Origin of the sequence: Uliginosibacterium sp. H1 (assembly GCF_036017065.1) — a bacterium.
GTDB lineage: Bacteria > Pseudomonadota > Gammaproteobacteria > Burkholderiales > Rhodocyclaceae > Uliginosibacterium.
In genome coordinates this window covers 69464-85763 of the sequence record NZ_JAYXHR010000004.1, presented here as the reverse complement: position 1 = coordinate 85763, position 16300 = coordinate 69464, and the positions used below count along the sequence as shown (strand labels likewise).

The window sequence follows — 16300 nt, the reverse complement described above, 5'->3', positions numbered from 1 at the left end:
TTGACGAACTCGGTGATGAAGGAAGGCCAGCCTGCGGGTTGGCCTTTTTTGTGCCTACATCTGCTGCCAACGGTGCCGGACAATGCCAACATCCTCGTCCACCACGCTCCCATCGAGACGCCACCAACGATGACCGCATCCGTCGGCCTGAGCAGCATCCGCGCCTACCTCCCCATCGACGAACGCCTCGCCACCTCCGGCCAGCCGAAGGAGACGCAGATCGCAGCCATTGCGCAGGCGGGCTACACCACCCTGATCAATCTCGCCCTGCATGACGATCCGCGTTACTCACTGGCGGATGAAGCCAGCTGTGCCGCGGAAAACGGCTTGCGCTACGTGCATATCCCGGTGCAGTTCGCGAGGCCGGAGCAGGCAGACCTGGAAACCTTCTTCGCGGCGATGGAGGCTGCGCAGGATGAACGGGTGTGGGTGCATTGCGCAGCCAACATCCGCGTGTCGATCTTTCTCGGCCTGTATCGCGTCCTGCGCCTGGGCTGGGACATGGAGCCGGCCTTCGCGCCGATGCGCACGCTGGGCATCGTGCCCGACGCCGTCTGGCAGGCCTTCATCGACCAGACCATGGCACAGCGGCTGACGCGTCCCTGAGACTGGCGCTGGCGTGGGCAAGCGGGCACCATCGGAGCTGCGACACCTGTCGCGTAGTCGGCCACCAAGGGATGCCCGATGCATTTTCGTTTGCGCTTGTTGTTGTCCTTGCTGCCCCTGCTGCTGTGCGCCGCCTGCGCCAGCCTGCCGACCGAGGTGGAGCGACTGCCCAGTCATGCGATGACCCGGACCGATGACACCCGCCTTGGGCGCGGCATTGCGGGCCTGAGTGCCGGCAAGCCGGCCGACCACAGTGCCATCCACCCCCTGCCCGATCCGCTGGACGCCTTCGCGGCGCGCGTGCTGCTGGCGCGGGCGGCCGATCGTTCGCTGGACGTGCAGTACTACATCTGGCGGCAGGACCACACCGGCCTGCTGCTGTTCGAGGCGCTGTGGGAGGCGGCCGAACGCGGCGTACGCGTGCGCCTGCTGCTGGACGACAACAACACCGGCGGCCTCGACAACCTGCTGGCGACCCTGGACGCGCACCCCCTCATCGAGGTGCGGCTGTACAACCCGCTGGCCATGCGCAGCACGCGGATGCTCAACTACCTGGGCGAATTCGAGCGGCTGAACCGGCGCATGCACAACAAGTCCATGACCGCCGACAACCAGGCCACCATCGTCGGCGGCCGCAACATCGGGGACGAGTACTTCGACGCCGGCGACGGCGTGGGCTTCCAGGATCTCGACGTACTGGCGGCCGGGCCTGTCGTCCGCGCGGTGTCCTCCTCGTTCGACGCATACTGGAACAGTGCGTCGGCGTTTCCGGTCACCAGCGTGGTGTCCGCCAGTGTGGATCGCGCTGCCCTGCTCGCCCGTTTCACGGACATCCGCAACGACGACAAGGCGAAGGCCTACCAGCAGCGCGTGCGCGACAGCGGCCTGCTGCAGACCGTGCTGGATGGCCGGTTCATGGGACTGGAATGGGCACCCACGACACTGGTCGTCGACCCGCCCACGAAGACGCTGGGCGACACCGCCAGCGCCGGCCCGCTGCTGATGACGCAACTGCTCGACCTGCTGGGCCAGCCACGGGTTTCGTTCGACCTGGTGACGCCTTACTTCGTCCCGGGCCCGCAAGGCAGCGCCGCATTTTCCCGGCTCGCGCAGCAGGGCGTACGGGTGCGCATCCTCACCAACTCGCTGTCGAGCACGGACGTCAGCGCCGTGCATGCCGGCTACGCGAAGCGGCGCAAGGACCTCCTGCGCGCAGGCGTCACGCTGTACGAACTGAAGCGCGAAAAAAGCGAACGCGCCGCTCCATCGGAGAAGGACACCACAGCGGGCCAGCGCCAGCCCGGCAAACACTTCGGCAGTTCCTCCGCCAGCCTGCACGCGAAGACCTTCGCCCAGGACGGTCAGCGGGCCTTCGTCGGGTCCTTCAATTTCGATCCACGCTCAGCCCATCTCAACACCGAACTGGGCGTGGTGATCGACAGCCCGGCGCTGGCCAGCGCCATCGGCCGCTGGTTCGATACCCGCGTGTCGCACGAGGCGTATCACGTCTTGATCGACGATTCGGACCGGCTGCATTGGGTGGAGCAGACGGCGTCCGGTGCCACGCAGTACGACACCGAACCGGGCACCAATGCCCTGCGGCGTGGCTGGATCTACCTGCTGTCCATCCTGCCCATCGAATGGCTTCTCTGATCGCGCTTTTCATCGCACCGCACACCGGCCACGCCATCGCATCCTGCGGTGGCGACGCGCTGCATAGACCACTTCCGGGCCGACGGAAAATATATTTCCGGACGGCCGGATGGCGGGAGCCGGGCGATTGCATTGTCAGGCTAATTCTTACAGACTCCTGACACGATTCCGGCCAGACCGGGATCGCGGATCGGCCGCAAAAGCCGATACCAACCCACAATAATTTCGGAGACAAAGCATCATGAACAGCAAGCACCTGAAAAGCGTGCTGGCTGCGGCCGTGCTCAGCACGATCGCAAGCCACGCCACTGCAGCCGTCCCTGGCTTCGCCGGCAACGTGACCGGCGGTGGTAGCGCCACCCCGGTCATCGCCAGCAACCTGTCCGCCGTCCAGAACGCCATCAACAGCTACTCCGGTAGCGGCGGCCTGGTCATCCAGTACACCGGCAGCTTCGACCCTGCCCCCATCCTGGCCAACATCTGCGGCCAGTGGAGCAAGTCCAAGCAGGAAGTGACCATCCAGAACAAGAATGACATCACCATTCTTGGCGCCGATGGTTCGTCGGCCAACTTCGGTATCCGCATCAAGGGCTCGTCGAAGAACATCGCCGTGCGCAACATGACCATGGGCCTGCTGCCCGGTGGCGCGTCGGACGGCGACATCATCGGTATCGAAGACACCGCCAGCAATGTGTGGCTCGACCATAACGAGTTCTTCAGTCAGAACGTCAAGTGCCCGGGCACGCCGGGTGACGACACCACCTTCGACGGCGCGATCGACATCAAGAAGTCGGCCAACAACATCACCATCTCGTACAACATCATCCGCGATCACCAGAAGGTGTCGCTGGGCGGCTCCAGCGACAGCGACGTCGGCACCGTGCGCCACGTGACCTGGGCGCACAACATCGTCAAGAACGTGGAAGAGCGCGCGCCGATGAACCGCGGCGGCAACTACCACATGTACAACAACTACTACACCGGCGTGGTGGCCAGCGGCATGAACTCCCGCGTCAACGGGAACATGCTGATCGAAGGCAATTTCTTCGAGAACTCCAACAACCCGGTGGTGGCCCGCTACAGCAGCACGATCGGCTACTGGGACCTGCGCAACAACAATATCGCGAGCCCGGCTGACTTCGGCCAGTACGGCATCACCTGGACGGTCGACAGCGACACCAAGAAGAACGCCAGCGACTGGACGACGACCAAGCCTTTCCCGATCACCCTGCCCTACACGGCCACGGTCTATACCGCCGTGCAGGCCAAGTGCATCACACTGGCCGCCGCGGGGGCCGGCAAGGGCCTGAAGGAAGCGGCGGCGGTCGTGGGTAACTGCGGTGGCTCCTCGTCCAGCAGCTCGTCGAGCAGTTCCTCGTCGTCCTCGTCCAGCAGTTCGTCTTCCGGCACCGGCTCCAGCTCGTCGAGCAGCTCCTCGTCGTCTTCGTCGTCCTCCTCCAGCAGCTCCTCCTCGTCGAGCAGCAGCTCTTCGTCGAGCAGCTCGTCGGGGGGTTCGGGCAGCAACCTGGCCCTGGGCGCCACCGCCAGCGCGTCCAGCCAGTCGGGCAGCAGCCGCACCGCCACCCAGGTGAAGGACGGCAACGCCAGCACCCGCTGGGAAGCCAGCAACAGCAGCGCCGGCAGCTGGGTGCGCCTGAGCTTCAGCAGCAGCCAGTCCGTCAGCAGCGTGACGCTGAAGGAACATGCCGGCCGCATCCAGGGTTACCGCGTGGAAGTGCTGAGTGGCTCCACCTGGACCACGGTGGCCACCGGCACGACCATCGGCGCCGGCAAGAGCCACAGCTTCACGCCGACCAGCACCGGTTCGGTGCGCGTCGTGGTGACGGCAACCTCCGGCCAGCCTTCGCTGACCGAGTTCGAGGTTTACTGAGTAGCTGCGCGGTAGCAGAAAGGGGCGACGCATTCCTCCCGGATGCGTCGTCCAGCAGGCTCAGGGCGCGCCACTGGCGCGCCTTTTTCTTTGTGGCGGCTGAATCAGCCATTGATCACGACGATCCCTGACCTCGTCCACTATTCCGACAAGACGGCTGGGGCGCAGTATCGATCCCCTCTACACTCACGACAGGCATGCCCCCCATGCCCGCGCGGCTCCATGCGCTCGACGAGGTCCCCCACAAGGATCCCAGAAATGGACGTTCAATCTCCTGTTCAGGTGCTTCTCATCCTGGCGGCGGCCACCCTCGCAGGTTGGGTACGCATCCGACTGGGCCATGCCGCACCGCCATCCGGCCGTTTCGCCTCGCTTGACGGGCTGCGCGGCTACCTGGCGCTCTGTGTGTTCGCCCACCATGCATGCATATGGTATTTCTACCTGCATGGTGGAACGTGGCTTCACCCGACAGCCAACTTCTACTCGAACCTCGGCTCCACTGGCGTCGCATTGTTCTTCATGGTCACGGGTTTCCTGTTCTATACGAAGCTGCTGGACAGCGCCGGCAAGGAGCTGGACTGGGGCCGACTCTTCGTTTCGCGCGTGACGCGTATCGTGCCTCTGTATGCCTTCACCATGCTGGCACTGTTCGCGATCGTCTTCTGGCTCAGCAAAGGTCAGCTGCGCGAGCCTCTCACGGAACTGAGCCAGAACGTGCTGACCTGGGTGGCGTTCACCACCCGGGGCATGCCCAACATCAACGAGGTACCCGGCACCTTCCTCATCGTTGCGGGCGTCACCTGGTCCTTGCCGTACGAGTGGCTCTTCTATTTCGCGCTACCCCTTCTCGGCCTGGTCACGCACACGCGCGCATCACGCGCTTACCTCGCGTTCAGCGTGATAGCGACGGCAACGATGCTGCTGCTCATCCTGCGACCACCGCAGATCGTGACCTTTCTCGGCGGCATCCTCGCGGCGCATGCCGTACGCGACGAACGCTTCCGCAAACTGGCCGGTACGCATTGGGCATCATGCGTGGTGCTCGCATGCCTGACGGCCAATCTCTTCCTTTTCCCGAAATCGAACGGCCCCATCCAGCTTGCCCTGCTGACCACGGCGTTTGCGCTGATGGCGGGCGGCGCCAGCCTGTTCGGACTGCTGGTGACCCCGGCCGCGCGGGTGCTGGGTGAAGTGTCCTACAGCATCTACCTGCTGCACGGACTGGTGCTCTTCATTGCCTTCAAGTTCGTGCTCGATCGCTCGGTGCTCACGGCACTCAGCGCGCAGGGTTACTGGCTTGTCGTAGTTGCACTGACACCGTTGCTGGTGGCGGCATGCTGCGTGACGTTCGCGACCATAGAGCATCCGGCCATGCAATCCACCACCCAGGTGACCGGCTGGCTGAGGAGACTCCTGGGCGCGTGGCGCCTCCAGCTTCAGCGCTGAACCGGCGGCGCCGGCCGCCCTCATTGCTGACGTCACACAAGACCTCGGTTGATCACCGCGCACGGCCGGGCAAATGCGGGCAAGAATGGAGGGGTATGTCGCGTACCCCTTCAGCGTCTTCGCCCCCTCTCCCCGGCATCTACGTCCGCCTCGTCCTCACCGCCCTGTTCTGGGGCGGCACCTGGGTGGCGGCGCGCATCGTCGTACAGGAGGTGCCGCCGTTCGGCGCCGCCTTCTACCGCTTCCTGATCGCCACCCTGGCTACGGCATGGATCGTGCGTGGTCATGAAGGCCCGCTGCCCCGCCTGACACGGCGGGAATGGCTCATGGTCGGACTGATGGGGCTGACCGGCGTATTCGCCTACAACTACTTCTTCCTGCATGGCTTGCAGCACATCAGCGCCGGTCGTGGCGCGCTGGTCATCGCGCTGAACCCGGCCCTGGTCGCGCTGGTGGCCTGGTTGCTGTTCGGCGACCGCATGCATGCGCTGAAGGCCACCGGCATTGCGCTGGCGCTGGGCGGCTGCCTGCTGGTGGTGTCGGGCGGCCAGCCGCTGGCGCTGGTCAACGGCGAAGTCGGCATCGGTGAGCTGATGATCTTCGGCTGCGTGGTGTGCTGGACGCTATACACCTTCATCGGACGGCGCGCGACCGGCAGCCTGACGCCACTGGTGGCCAACCTGTATGCCTGCGCCATAGGCGGCGCGCTGCTGGGCGTCGCGGCGCTGGTGGAAGGCTCGCTCAGCCAGTGGCCGGACTACTCGCTACGCGCCTGGCTGGCCATCGGCTACCTCGGCTTTTTCGGCACGGCGCTGAGCTACAGCTGGTTCACCGCCGGCGTCCAGCACATCGGCGCGACGAAGGCCGCTGCCTTCACCAACCTCGTGCCGGTTTTCGGCGTCGCGCTGGGTGCGCTGATCCTGCACGAGCGGCTGGGGGCCGGGGTGCTGCTGGGGGGTGCGGTCACGGTGCTGGGCGTGGTGCTGACCAACCGTCCGCGCTGATCCGGCGCGGGGGTCCTGCCCCGGGGAGCGTGACCATTCTTCACACAAACCCCTATTCAGCCTGTCCATGTCAGGGTCGTGAACTGCCATCACCCCGAAGCCACGCCAGGCTGCGCCACGGCTTCGTCCTCCCCCGGCATCGCCCAATCCTGATGGACAGACCATGAAGCTCTCACATCGCCTTGCCCTGATCGTCGCCTGCGCTGCACTCGGCCTCGTCCTGCTCGCAACCTTCGCCCTCACCGCGTTGCGCACGAACATGCTCAACGACCGCCGCCAGGAGATCCACACCGTCCTCAACCTGGCCTCCAAACAGGTCGCCCACTACCAGGCGCTCGAAGCCAGCGGCAAGATGAGCCGCGACGAAGCCCAGGCCCGCGCCATCGAGGCGCTGACCACGCTGCGCGACGGAAGCAAGAGCTACGTGTGGGCCCGCACGGTCGCCGCCCTGGGCCTGGTGCACCCGAACCCGGATGTCGTCGGCAAGGTGGACTTCGGCGTCACCCTGCCCAACGGCAAGACCAACTGGCAGAACTACCTGGACCATCTGGCGACGACCGATTTCGCGTTCTTCAACGACACCGTGAAGCGCCCCGGCGGCGGCGACGAGCTGCTGCCGAAGATCAACGGCGTCACCAGGATCAAGGGCTGGGACTGGCTGGTGGGCTACGGCGTGTTCGTCGATGACATCAACGCGGCCTACTGGAAGATGGCGCGCAACTTCCTGTTCATCGGCGTCGCCGTGCTGGCCGTGGTGATCGGCCTGGCCTTCGTGATGTCGCGCCGCATCTACGCCCGCCTCGGTGGCGAGCCCGACTATGCGGCGGACGTTGCGCTGGCCATTGCCGGCGGTGACCTCAGCCGCCAGGTCGACGCCCCCGCCGGCAGCGACAGCCTGCTGTCGGCCATCGCACAGATGCAGGCCAGCCTGCGCCAGATGATCGAGAGCATCCAGGACGGTGCGCGCGAGCTGGGCACCTCCACCGCCAGCCTCACCGGCCAGATGGAGCAGATCAACCGTGCGTCGCAGCAGTCCTCCGACGCCACCTCGTCGACCGCCGCGGCCATCGAGGAACTGTCGGTCAGCATCGATCACATTTCCAGCAGCGCGCGCGAAACCGAACAGAACTCCTCGCGCTCCAGCGACCTCGCCGCACGTGGCGAGCAACTGGTGAGCGAAGCCTGCGCGACGATCGAGCAGGTGTCGGAGGATGTGGTGCAGGCGTCCTCCAGCATCGAAGACCTGCTGGAGCGCTCGCGCGAGATCGATGGCATCGCCAGCGTGATCCGCGAGATCGCCGACCAGACCAACCTGCTGGCCCTGAACGCTGCCATCGAGGCCGCCCGCGCCGGTGAGCAGGGACGCGGCTTCGCGGTGGTGGCCGACGAGGTCCGCAAGCTGGCCGAGCGCACCACCCAGGCAACGGCGCAGATCACCCACATGATCCAGCTGATCCAGCAGAACACCGGGTCGGTCGTGGACAGCATGAAGGCGGTGACCCCGCGCGTCGCACAGGGCGTCGAGAAAGCCACCGATGCGGCGGCTGCGCTGCGCGAGATCAGTGCCGGTGCCGCGGCCACGCTCGCCAAGGTGCGCGATGTGGCCTCCGCCACGTCGGAACAGAGCCAGGCCGGTTCGGCCGTGGCGCGCAACGTGGAACACATTGCGCAGATGGTGGATGCCTCGGCGGCCTCGGTGGAAGCCGCCAACGGCAACGTGCGCACCCTGGAAGCCCTGGCCTCCAGCCTGCTGGGCTCGGTGTCGCGCTTCCGCCTCTGATCGCCCCTCAGTTGCAGGAAAAAGGCCCGCATGCAGCGATGCATGCGGGCCTTTCCGTTCACCCACCCGGTTGCTGCCGATGCAGTAACCGGCCCCCGGCGACAAAACTCGTCAGATCGAACCCTTGCGGCGCGGCGGCGTGGCCGTGCCGGTGTTCTTGCGGTTGGCGGCCGACGGCTGCGGCGCGACGTACTTCGCCGCGCGGGCCTCTGCCTCGGCAGCGGCGGCCAGGGCTGCCTGCTCTTCCTGCTGGATGGCGAACAGGGCGCGATCCACCTGGGCGACGATTTCCTGCGCGGTGGCGCCATCCACCTGCAGCAGGTTCTTGCGCGCCACCACGCTGATACGGGTCAGCGTCGGCGACAGCGGCTGCAGCTCCATCGACACGTCCAGGTCGGCCACCCGGGCACGGGTCAGCTGGATGTTCTCCGTGACGTCCACGCTGTCGACCTGCAGATACATCTTGCGGGCGACCACCCGGGACGCGGCATCCACCCTGTCGAAACTCTCGGTGAACGTGCGGCTGGCCGTGCCCCCCATCTGGTGCGACAAGCCCGCCCCCGCACCGGCCCCTGCCAGGCTGACCGCCAGTGCGGCGCAACCGTTGAGGGCCAGCAGCACCCCGGCGCTGGCCGCCAGGCGAAGGCTGCAGGACAGGACTCGGGAGATTCGGGCGTTCGGTTTCATGACGGGGCTCCGGGGGCGACCGCAGCGGGGCGAACCCGCCGCGCGCGTGGCATGCCTTTCCCGGAAGCAGCCCACATGCCGAAAAGGGCTGTCGATGTCCGCGCCCTGACGGATGCCCGACAGTCCGTCACGAGTGGTCTGTCTGCTCCGCCCGACGGTGCGACCGGCGGATGGGCGTCCGGTGCCGGGGATGGCCGGCCCTGCCGCGTTGCGTCACTTGCGCACCACGGCCGGTCACACCGGCGGCAACGCGGTCAGCCACCGGACCAGTTATCCGCTTCGCCACATGGTCGCTCACTCACCCATAAAGTTCTCTCCTGCAGAACCGTAATCCCGGAAACGAAGATTCACAAAGCGTGCGGCTCCGCAGCATCAGGTCACGGCAACGACCTGTGGGCCCGGCAAGGCCTGGAACGCACGCAGAAATCTCGGCTCGACGCAGGTCGACACTCAATCCGGATGGGGGATTCAGCAATGCATGCAGGCAAACCGGTCGCGTTTCTGACGCGCGAATCGGCAGGAGGCAGCACGCAGGAAATGCTCTTCGAGGGGGTGCTCAGCGCCGCCGAAAAGCAGAATCAGCACCTTGTGGTCTTTCGCGGCGGGCAGCTGGGCAAGGACCCGGGCTCGGCCATCTACGACCTGGTGAACGAGCGCTATCACGGCGTCGTCACCTGGGCGTCGTCGGACGGCAGTCCGTACATCAACAACTACTACAAGCGTTACGGTTCGGTGCCGGTGGTGACGCTGACGCTGCAGATCCAGCCCTACCCGGTGGTGTCCACCGACAGCTACGCCGGGGTGCGGGCGGTGGTGGAGCACCTGATCCAGCACCACGGCAAGCGTCGCATCGCCTTCATCCGCGGTCCGGAGAGCCATGCCTCGGCCAAGGAGCGTTACCAGGCCTATCTCGATGCCCTGAAGGAGAACGGCATCGGCATCGACGACAACCTGATTTCGCCCTTCGGCACCTGGGACAAGAGCAAGGGCACCGAGATGGTCCAGCTCTTCCTCGACCAGCGGAAGCTGGTGCCGGGCCGCGACTTCGACGCCCTGGCCTGCGTCAGCGACAACATCGCGGTGGGCGCCATCGAGGAATTGCAGAAGCGCGGCATCCGCGTGCCGGACGACCTGGCCGTCACCGGTTGCAACGACACCTTCGAAGCACGGGCGCTCACCCCGCCGGTCACCACGGTGTCCCTGCCCGGCGACGATCAGATCGCCAAGGCCATCGAGGTGGTGAACGCCGCCGCCGCGGGCCGCGCGCCGGCACCGGTCACCAAGCTGCCGGCCAAGATCGTCATGGGCCAGTCCTGCGGCTGCCTGTCGCACAAGATGGAAGCCGCCGCCGCGGGTGGCAAGGGCGGGCTGCTGGGCTTCAGCGGCCTGTTCAGCCGCGACAGGACGGCACGCGCGATGGTCGACTCCATCGTCGGCAGCCTGAATGCCGCCCAATTGAAGGAAGAGATGCTGCTCGACTGCGCGGGCAAGCTGATCGACGCCTTCCACAAGGAATTCGGCTGGGGCAGCAACCACGGCGTGTTCATGGCCGCGTTGAGCGATGCCGTGAAGTGCTTCGCCGCTGACAAGCTGCCGGTGGAACTGCTGCAGAACTACGTGTCGGTGCTGCGGCGCCATGCACTGTCCGGCCTACGTCGTCGCGGCAAGCTCATCAAGGCCGAAGACCTGTGGGCACAGGGCCGCGTGATGATCAGCGAGGCCGCCGGCCGCCTGCGCGATGCGGCCAACCTGAAAGCGGTGGCCCGCGAGCGTGCGATCAGCGCGCTGGGCGCCAAGCTGGTCACGACCTACGAGACCGAGGCAATCCGCAAGATCCTGCAGGACGACCTGCCCAAGCTGGGCATCCCGGCGATGTTCCTCGCGCTGTACGAGAACGAACCGGGCTGGGACCGCAAGAGCGTGCCTTCGCAGCTGCGCGTGCTGACCTCCTTCGACACCAAGAACAGCATCCGCTTCGACACCGGCCGCGGCCTGATTCCGACGGCGGATTTCATTCCCGATCTGCTGGCCAGTGCCGGTGAGCGCCAGTCGCTGATGGCGCTGCCCCTGCACTTCAACGACATCCAGATCGGCCTGGTGGTGTTCGGCGTCGGCCCGCGCGACGGCAGCATCTACGAGGCAATCAAGGTGCAGCTGTCCAGCGCACTGTACGGCGCCCTGCTGCGGCAGACGCTGAAGGGCACGCTGACCACGATGGAGAGCAAGGTCACCGAGGTGTCCGGCAACTCCGAGCAGATCAACCACAGCGTGCAGGGCGGCTCGTCGGCGATGGAAGGCGTGGCCAACAGCATCCGCGACATCTCGCTGAGCATCCGCGAGGTGATGCAGGTCATCAACGACGCCGTGGCGCTTACCGAGACGGCCGGCCGCGACATCAACAACCTGAACAACCAGTCCAGCGAGATCAGCAAGATCCTCGGCTTCATCACCGAGATCGCCCAGCAGACCAACCTGCTGTCGCTCAACGCCGCCATCGAGGCTGCGCGCGCCGGCGAGGCAGGACGCGGCTTCGCCGTGGTGGCGCAGGAGGTGAAGACCCTCGCGGTCAACACCGTGACCTCGTCGGCCAACATCAGCACCATGATCGGCTCGGTGCAGGAGAACACGCGCCAGGTGTTTTCGTCGGTCACCGCCATCAGCGACATCATGCAGAAGGTGTCGGCGCTGTCGGCCAGCATCTCCAGCGCGGTGAGCGAGCAGGAGACTTCGACCAACGAGATCTCCGGCGTGCTGACCAAAGCCGCGCGTGGCACCAGCGAGATCGCCGAAGTGCTGGCGGAACTCGACGCCATCAGCAAGGCCGCGTCCGAGATCTGACGACGCGCCAGAAAGCGGAACGGCTCGCACACCTGCGTGTGCGAGCCGTTCCGCTTTCTGGACGACCGCTCCAGTCAGGCGTCTGACTTCTCTTCCCGACGCCGGCGTCGACGCAAGCCCGCCATGCCTGCCAGCGCCAGCAAGGCCAGGGTCAAAGGCGCAGGCTCGGACACTTCCACCATGTCCAGGCGCCAGGTGCCGCGGTTGTCGGCCACCCTGGAGATGGAATACGCGCCCTGGGCGTAGTCCCAGTAGTAGGTGTCTTCATACGCGCCACCGGCGTCAGCGTTGGTATAGACGCGTGCGCCATACACCGAGCGCACGTCGTAGGTCTCGATGCGTTCGACGTACATCCACCAGGCCGTCGGCAAGCCTGTGGCATCGACTTCGGGAAGGTAGAGTGCGCCGAGGAAGCTGATTTCCGGATAGCCGGGAATCGTCGAAGGCTGGTAGCTCAGGACGTCCACGCCATTGGACAAGGTGAGCTGCAACCCGGGGCGCGTGAGCTGATCCTCCAGGCTGCCGGTCAGGCGCACCGGCGACAGTATCTCGGCTGAAATGAAGTCGTCGGGACCAATGGGCGGGTTGTAGTAATCAGGCCCGGCGAGACCGAATGGATTACCCGTATAGGTGTAGCGATACATCGGTGCCGCCACGCCCGGGGCCGACACGAACGCGAGCAGCAATGCCACGGACAGAAGCGCTCCCCTCATCTCACGGGCAGGGAAAAGAGCGGTGCTGAAGACCCGGGCCAGCAGGGAGATGGACATGGAACTTCCTTTCTGGAGGGAGCAAGCGACCAAGCTGAATGCCGAAGGAACTGACAGCATCAGCCATGCATCCGTGACCTGACGACCTCGGAGCAGGACGGCTCGAACCTCTGCACGCGCCGCTGCTTGTTCATGGCGTACGTGTTACCGGGCGGCCCCTTCGCGCCTGCGCCAGAGGATGCCACCCAGGCCTGCGAATGCGACAGCCAGCAGAGCCAGCGGCGTGGGCTCGGGCACCTCGATCACGTCGAGCCGCCAGCTCACTGGCCAAAGCCAGGCGTCGCTCTCGCTGAACGCATATTCGTACGCGCCGCCGTAGAAAGTGGCCCACAGGTAGGCACTGTCCTGAACAATCCGCTCGCCCGTCACGCTCACGAGTGACTGACTGCTGACGACCACCCCTTCCTGCGAACGGATGTCGTGATGCGACGTGTAGCCTGCACTGAGGTACCAGTCAGTGGGCAGCCCCTGGTCATCGAAAGCCCTGAGCACCATGCTGACGCCGGACGACTCATAGGGATGCGGATCCTCATAGGGCCAGAACGGGTACGCGTCGTGATAGAGCTCCGGATGATCGAGTATCTCCTGTGGCAGCAACCGGTAGGTCGGGCCCGGGTGCTGACCGGGAAAGAACGTATGTGCCCCATCGCTCATCCAGAGCTGGACACCCGGAATCGTCGCGATGTCCGCCTCGCTCGCGGTGAGCCTTACGGGTGACAGGATCTGTGCACTGACGTAGTCCTCCGGCCCCCACGGCCCCGTGTGCAGATAGGGCGCCGCCATGCCGTAAGGCATGCCGTTGTAGGTATAGCGATACATCGGCGCTGCACTGGCGTTCGCTGCCATCACCGCCGCCAGCAGGGCCATGCCCAGCAGGACGGCTTTCGTGACGCGGGCCGGGAGGTTGGTGGTGTCGAGGAGCCATGCGAGCGGGGAGATGGACATGGGACTTCCTTTCCTGACGGGGTTGCGACGTGCCGCCCCAATCTATTCAAAAGTCATGTCCCTGCCTAGGCGCCGTCTGACCAGCGCGGCGCCACGATAAACGCAGTTCCCGGCGTATCTCGCAGTTCGGATCGGGCCGCGGCGCGAACCTCGCAGATAAGGCGATTCCGGTGGGATGCAAAGATTGCATGCATGCGTGTCGTCACCCACGCCGGGCATGATATCCAGCGACGAACGGCGACCCGCATCAATCACCGTAGCGCTTCTGGCAGCGCTCGCACCAGAAGCTGCGCCGCCTGGTCTTGCCCAGCTTGCCCATGGAGAACGGAATCGCGCAGCGCGGGCAGACTGTCTTCGTATGCGCCAGCCAGTTTTCCTTCAGCACGCCCGCCTTCTTCCAGGCCAGGAAATCGAAGCTGTACTGGCGCACCTCCTTCACCAGTTCACGTAGCCTGGTCGCAGGCAGTGCGCCGATGCGCGACAAGGGGTGCAGGCGGATGCGGAACAGCACCTCGTTCTTGATGATATTGCCGGCGCCTGCGAACACAGCTTGGTCCAGCACGGCATCGCAGGCCAAAGTGTCCGGCATGGCGCGCAGCTTCGCGAGCGCCTGCCTGGCATCCCAGGCGTCGGACATCACGTCACCGGCCCAGTCGTAGGTGCGCAACAACTCGCCTTCCACGTACTGCACCGAGCACGCATAGAAGTTCAGCTCACCCTTGCTGAAGCCAAGGCTCAGACGCGGAACGGCGTCCTTGCGTCCGTTGATGCGATAGCTGCCGAACAGCAGGAAGTGGATGCGTACGCTGAAGCCATCCAGCTCGATCAGGAAGTGCTTGCCCCAGCTACGCAGCGCCCGCACCCGCTCGCCCAGCAGACGCGACGTGTCGATCTTCGCGTCGCCCTCCGCACGCAGGATCGTCCGGCCCGCGAACTCGCGGGTCTGCTCGGTCAGGATGACAATGGAAGGACCTTCCGGCATGGCGCTCCCCTGAAAGCAGGGAGACACCGCGGCGGGCGTCGATGTTCCGCATCCTTTCCCCGGGCGCCCAAACCTGATCCAGATCGAAGAAGCGGCAGGGCCGTCGTGAAATAGTGGCCATGCGCCGGCCTTCGCCGACAGCGCCATCGCGCATCCTGCATTCCGCGAAAGGAGCATGGACATGCCTCACACCTTCACCGCCTGGCAGTGCGGCGGCTGTGGCCGGATCGAGAGCCAGCAGGCCTGCACAGGCGCCTGTCGCGACAGCAAGGTCCAGCTCATCCACCACGACGAGTACGTGGCGCTGGAGAAGCACCTTGCGCAAAGCCAGCATACCGTTGGCGCCCTGCTCGACCTGTTGAGCCAGCTGGCTCACGCCACCCCGCGCGAAGGTCAGTGGGAGACCTGCTTCCGGCAGGCGCAGGCACGTGCTCGCGACACACTCCGGCGTCATCGCAGCGTCTGACAAAGTATTACGACGGGAACTGATCTGCATCGAAGACCGCGCCGGGCCGCGGTGAGACAATGATCGGGCATTCCACTCAACGAGGAGGCCGGCGATGCCCGAGATCATGACCGCATGGCAATGTATTGGCTGTGGCCGACTGGATGGCCCGCAGACGTGCGTGGGCGTATGCAAGGACCGCAAGGTCACGCTGGTGTACGAAGAAGAGTATGCCGAACTGACTGCCGAGCTCGCACGGGCGCGCCAGGAGACCGAAGTCCTGCGCAACGTCTTGCGCCAGATCGTCAAGACCACGCCGCGCAATGCGGAGTGGGAGCGCAGCTACCGGGCCCTGCAGGCGCGGGCGCAACAGGCGCTGGGCAAGGACGCACTGGAAACCGTCAGCGAAGCTGCGGCCTGACCAGGAAGCTGCAACCCCGCAGCTGATCCTTGCGGCGTCGCACGCATCCCATGAGGCGCATCAGGCCGGGCGACATTACGCCCCCTTGGCCCCCTGCTCTCTGACCAGCACTCCTTTATCCGGTGCCCTGCCGGCCATGCTGCGCGAAAGCCGGCGGCGCCGGTCGGAACAGTATGGATGACAGCAGGTACGGGGCCGTCCGCCCCAGGACAGGACTCAGCCCGTGAAATGCCTGACCATGTACTGTCCGTCGCCATAGCTGCGCAGGTGCACAGCCTGTGACGGCGACAAGGCCTGGTGGCGGGCATAGCCCAGCCGTGCCCAGAACGGCAGCGAGCCCTGTACCGCGACCAGCGCGGAGCTGCGCAGGCCCATGGCCCAGGCACTGGCCCAGGCGTGCTGCACCAGCCACTGCGCGAGGCGCTGGCCCTTCATGCGGGGCGACACGGCGAGGTCGTGCAGGTACAGGCTGTCGACGCGGCGGCTGGACTCGAACTCACCGCCCAGCGGCGTCACCTTGCCCAGGGCGGAACGGTACGCAAACAGGTAGGCACACACGGTGGACTCGTCCCGCGTGCTCTCCTGCATGACCCAGGCGGTGTCGCTGCAGGTTTCGAGGCGTCGTTCCAGCACGTCGAGCGGCTCGTTGAGGGCAGACGGGTAGCAGCTGGCCTGCACGGCCATCACGGCAGGCAGGTCGGCGGATTTCATGCGGCGGATCTTCATGTCCGCAAGTGTACCGAGCCACCCCGTGGCCGGCTTTGCAGCAGATCAAGCCTGGCGGCACACCGATCCTTCGGAGACACGCCGCCCCCCCGGCGGCACGCCGCCC

At 65.7% G+C, this 16300-nt stretch carries 14 protein-coding genes; 9 read left to right on the top strand and 5 right to left on the bottom strand.

All coding sequences use genetic code 11. From position 1 onward, the window contains the following. Window positions 1-129 precede the first annotated feature (129 nt). The 6 genes from VVD47_RS19530 to VVD47_RS19505 all read left to right on the top strand — a co-directional run bounded on the left by VVD47_RS19530 (window position 130) and on the right by VVD47_RS19505 (window position 8380). A complete protein-coding gene (locus VVD47_RS19530; RefSeq protein ID WP_327605201.1) occupies window positions 130-606 on the top strand; it encodes a protein tyrosine phosphatase family protein in 477 nt (158 codons plus the stop codon). Window positions 607-684: 78 nt separating this feature from the next. Next, window positions 685-2259: a phospholipase D family protein gene (locus tag VVD47_RS19525; protein ID WP_327605200.1), complete on the top strand. Its 1575-nt coding sequence runs from the start codon at window positions 685-687 to the stop codon at window positions 2257-2259. A 241-nt stretch (window positions 2260-2500) separates the two neighbouring features. Beyond that, window positions 2501-4150 carry a pectate lyase family protein gene (locus VVD47_RS19520; protein ID WP_327605199.1) on the top strand — a complete coding sequence of 550 codons (1650 nt, stop codon included), beginning with the start codon at window positions 2501-2503 and terminating at the stop codon, window positions 4148-4150. A 258-nt stretch (window positions 4151-4408) separates the two neighbouring features. Beyond that, window positions 4409-5596, top strand: coding sequence for an acyltransferase family protein (locus VVD47_RS19515; RefSeq protein WP_327605198.1), 1188 nt, complete (start codon window positions 4409-4411; stop codon window positions 5594-5596). Window positions 5597-5691: 95 nt separating this feature from the next. Further along, window positions 5692-6600, top strand: coding sequence for a DMT family transporter (locus VVD47_RS19510; protein WP_327605197.1), 909 nt, complete (start codon window positions 5692-5694; stop codon window positions 6598-6600). A gap of 163 nt (window positions 6601-6763) precedes the next feature. Further along, entirely contained in the window at window positions 6764-8380 is a 1617-nt protein-coding gene (locus VVD47_RS19505) for a methyl-accepting chemotaxis protein (protein ID WP_327605196.1), read from the top strand. Window positions 8381-8491: 111 nt separating this feature from the next. Here VVD47_RS19505 and VVD47_RS19500 read toward each other — a convergent pair whose 3' ends face one another. Beyond that, complete coding sequence (locus VVD47_RS19500) at window positions 8492-9067, bottom strand: DUF3568 family protein (protein WP_327605195.1); 576 nt, start codon at window positions 9065-9067, stop codon at window positions 8492-8494. A 474-nt stretch (window positions 9068-9541) separates the two neighbouring features. On the opposite strand from VVD47_RS19500, the gene VVD47_RS19495 reads away from it, so the two are divergent. Beyond that, window positions 9542-11905, top strand: a complete 2364-nt coding sequence (locus VVD47_RS19495; protein WP_327605194.1) for a methyl-accepting chemotaxis protein — start codon at window positions 9542-9544, stop codon at window positions 11903-11905. A 74-nt stretch (window positions 11906-11979) separates the two neighbouring features. On the opposite strand, the gene VVD47_RS19490 is transcribed toward VVD47_RS19495, so the two are convergent. From VVD47_RS19490 to VVD47_RS19480, 3 genes are all read right to left on the bottom strand, one after another. Then, window positions 11980-12675, bottom strand: coding sequence for a hypothetical protein (locus VVD47_RS19490; protein ID WP_327605193.1), 696 nt, complete (start codon window positions 12673-12675; stop codon window positions 11980-11982). A 144-nt stretch (window positions 12676-12819) separates the two neighbouring features. After that, window positions 12820-13620 (bottom strand): PEP-CTERM sorting domain-containing protein, encoded by an 801-nt coding sequence (locus VVD47_RS19485; RefSeq protein WP_327605192.1) that lies wholly within the window; start codon window positions 13618-13620, stop codon window positions 12820-12822. Window positions 13621-13867: 247 nt separating this feature from the next. Beyond that, complete coding sequence (locus VVD47_RS19480) at window positions 13868-14602, bottom strand: DNA-formamidopyrimidine glycosylase family protein (RefSeq protein ID WP_327605191.1); 735 nt, start codon at window positions 14600-14602, stop codon at window positions 13868-13870. A gap of 181 nt (window positions 14603-14783) precedes the next feature. Between VVD47_RS19480 and VVD47_RS19475 the strand changes: the two genes are divergently transcribed. Continuing rightward, window positions 14784-15068: a hypothetical protein gene (locus VVD47_RS19475; protein WP_327605190.1), complete on the top strand. Its 285-nt coding sequence runs from the start codon at window positions 14784-14786 to the stop codon at window positions 15066-15068. 160 nt (window positions 15069-15228) lie between these two features. Continuing rightward, entirely contained in the window at window positions 15229-15468 is a 240-nt protein-coding gene (locus VVD47_RS19470) for a hypothetical protein (protein WP_327605189.1), read from the top strand. Between the two features lie 216 nt (window positions 15469-15684). On the opposite strand, the gene VVD47_RS19465 is transcribed toward VVD47_RS19470, so the two are convergent. Beyond that, a complete protein-coding gene (locus tag VVD47_RS19465) occupies window positions 15685-16179 on the bottom strand; it encodes a GNAT family N-acetyltransferase (RefSeq protein ID WP_327605188.1) in 495 nt (164 codons plus the stop codon). Window positions 16180-16300: the final 121 nt, after the last annotated feature.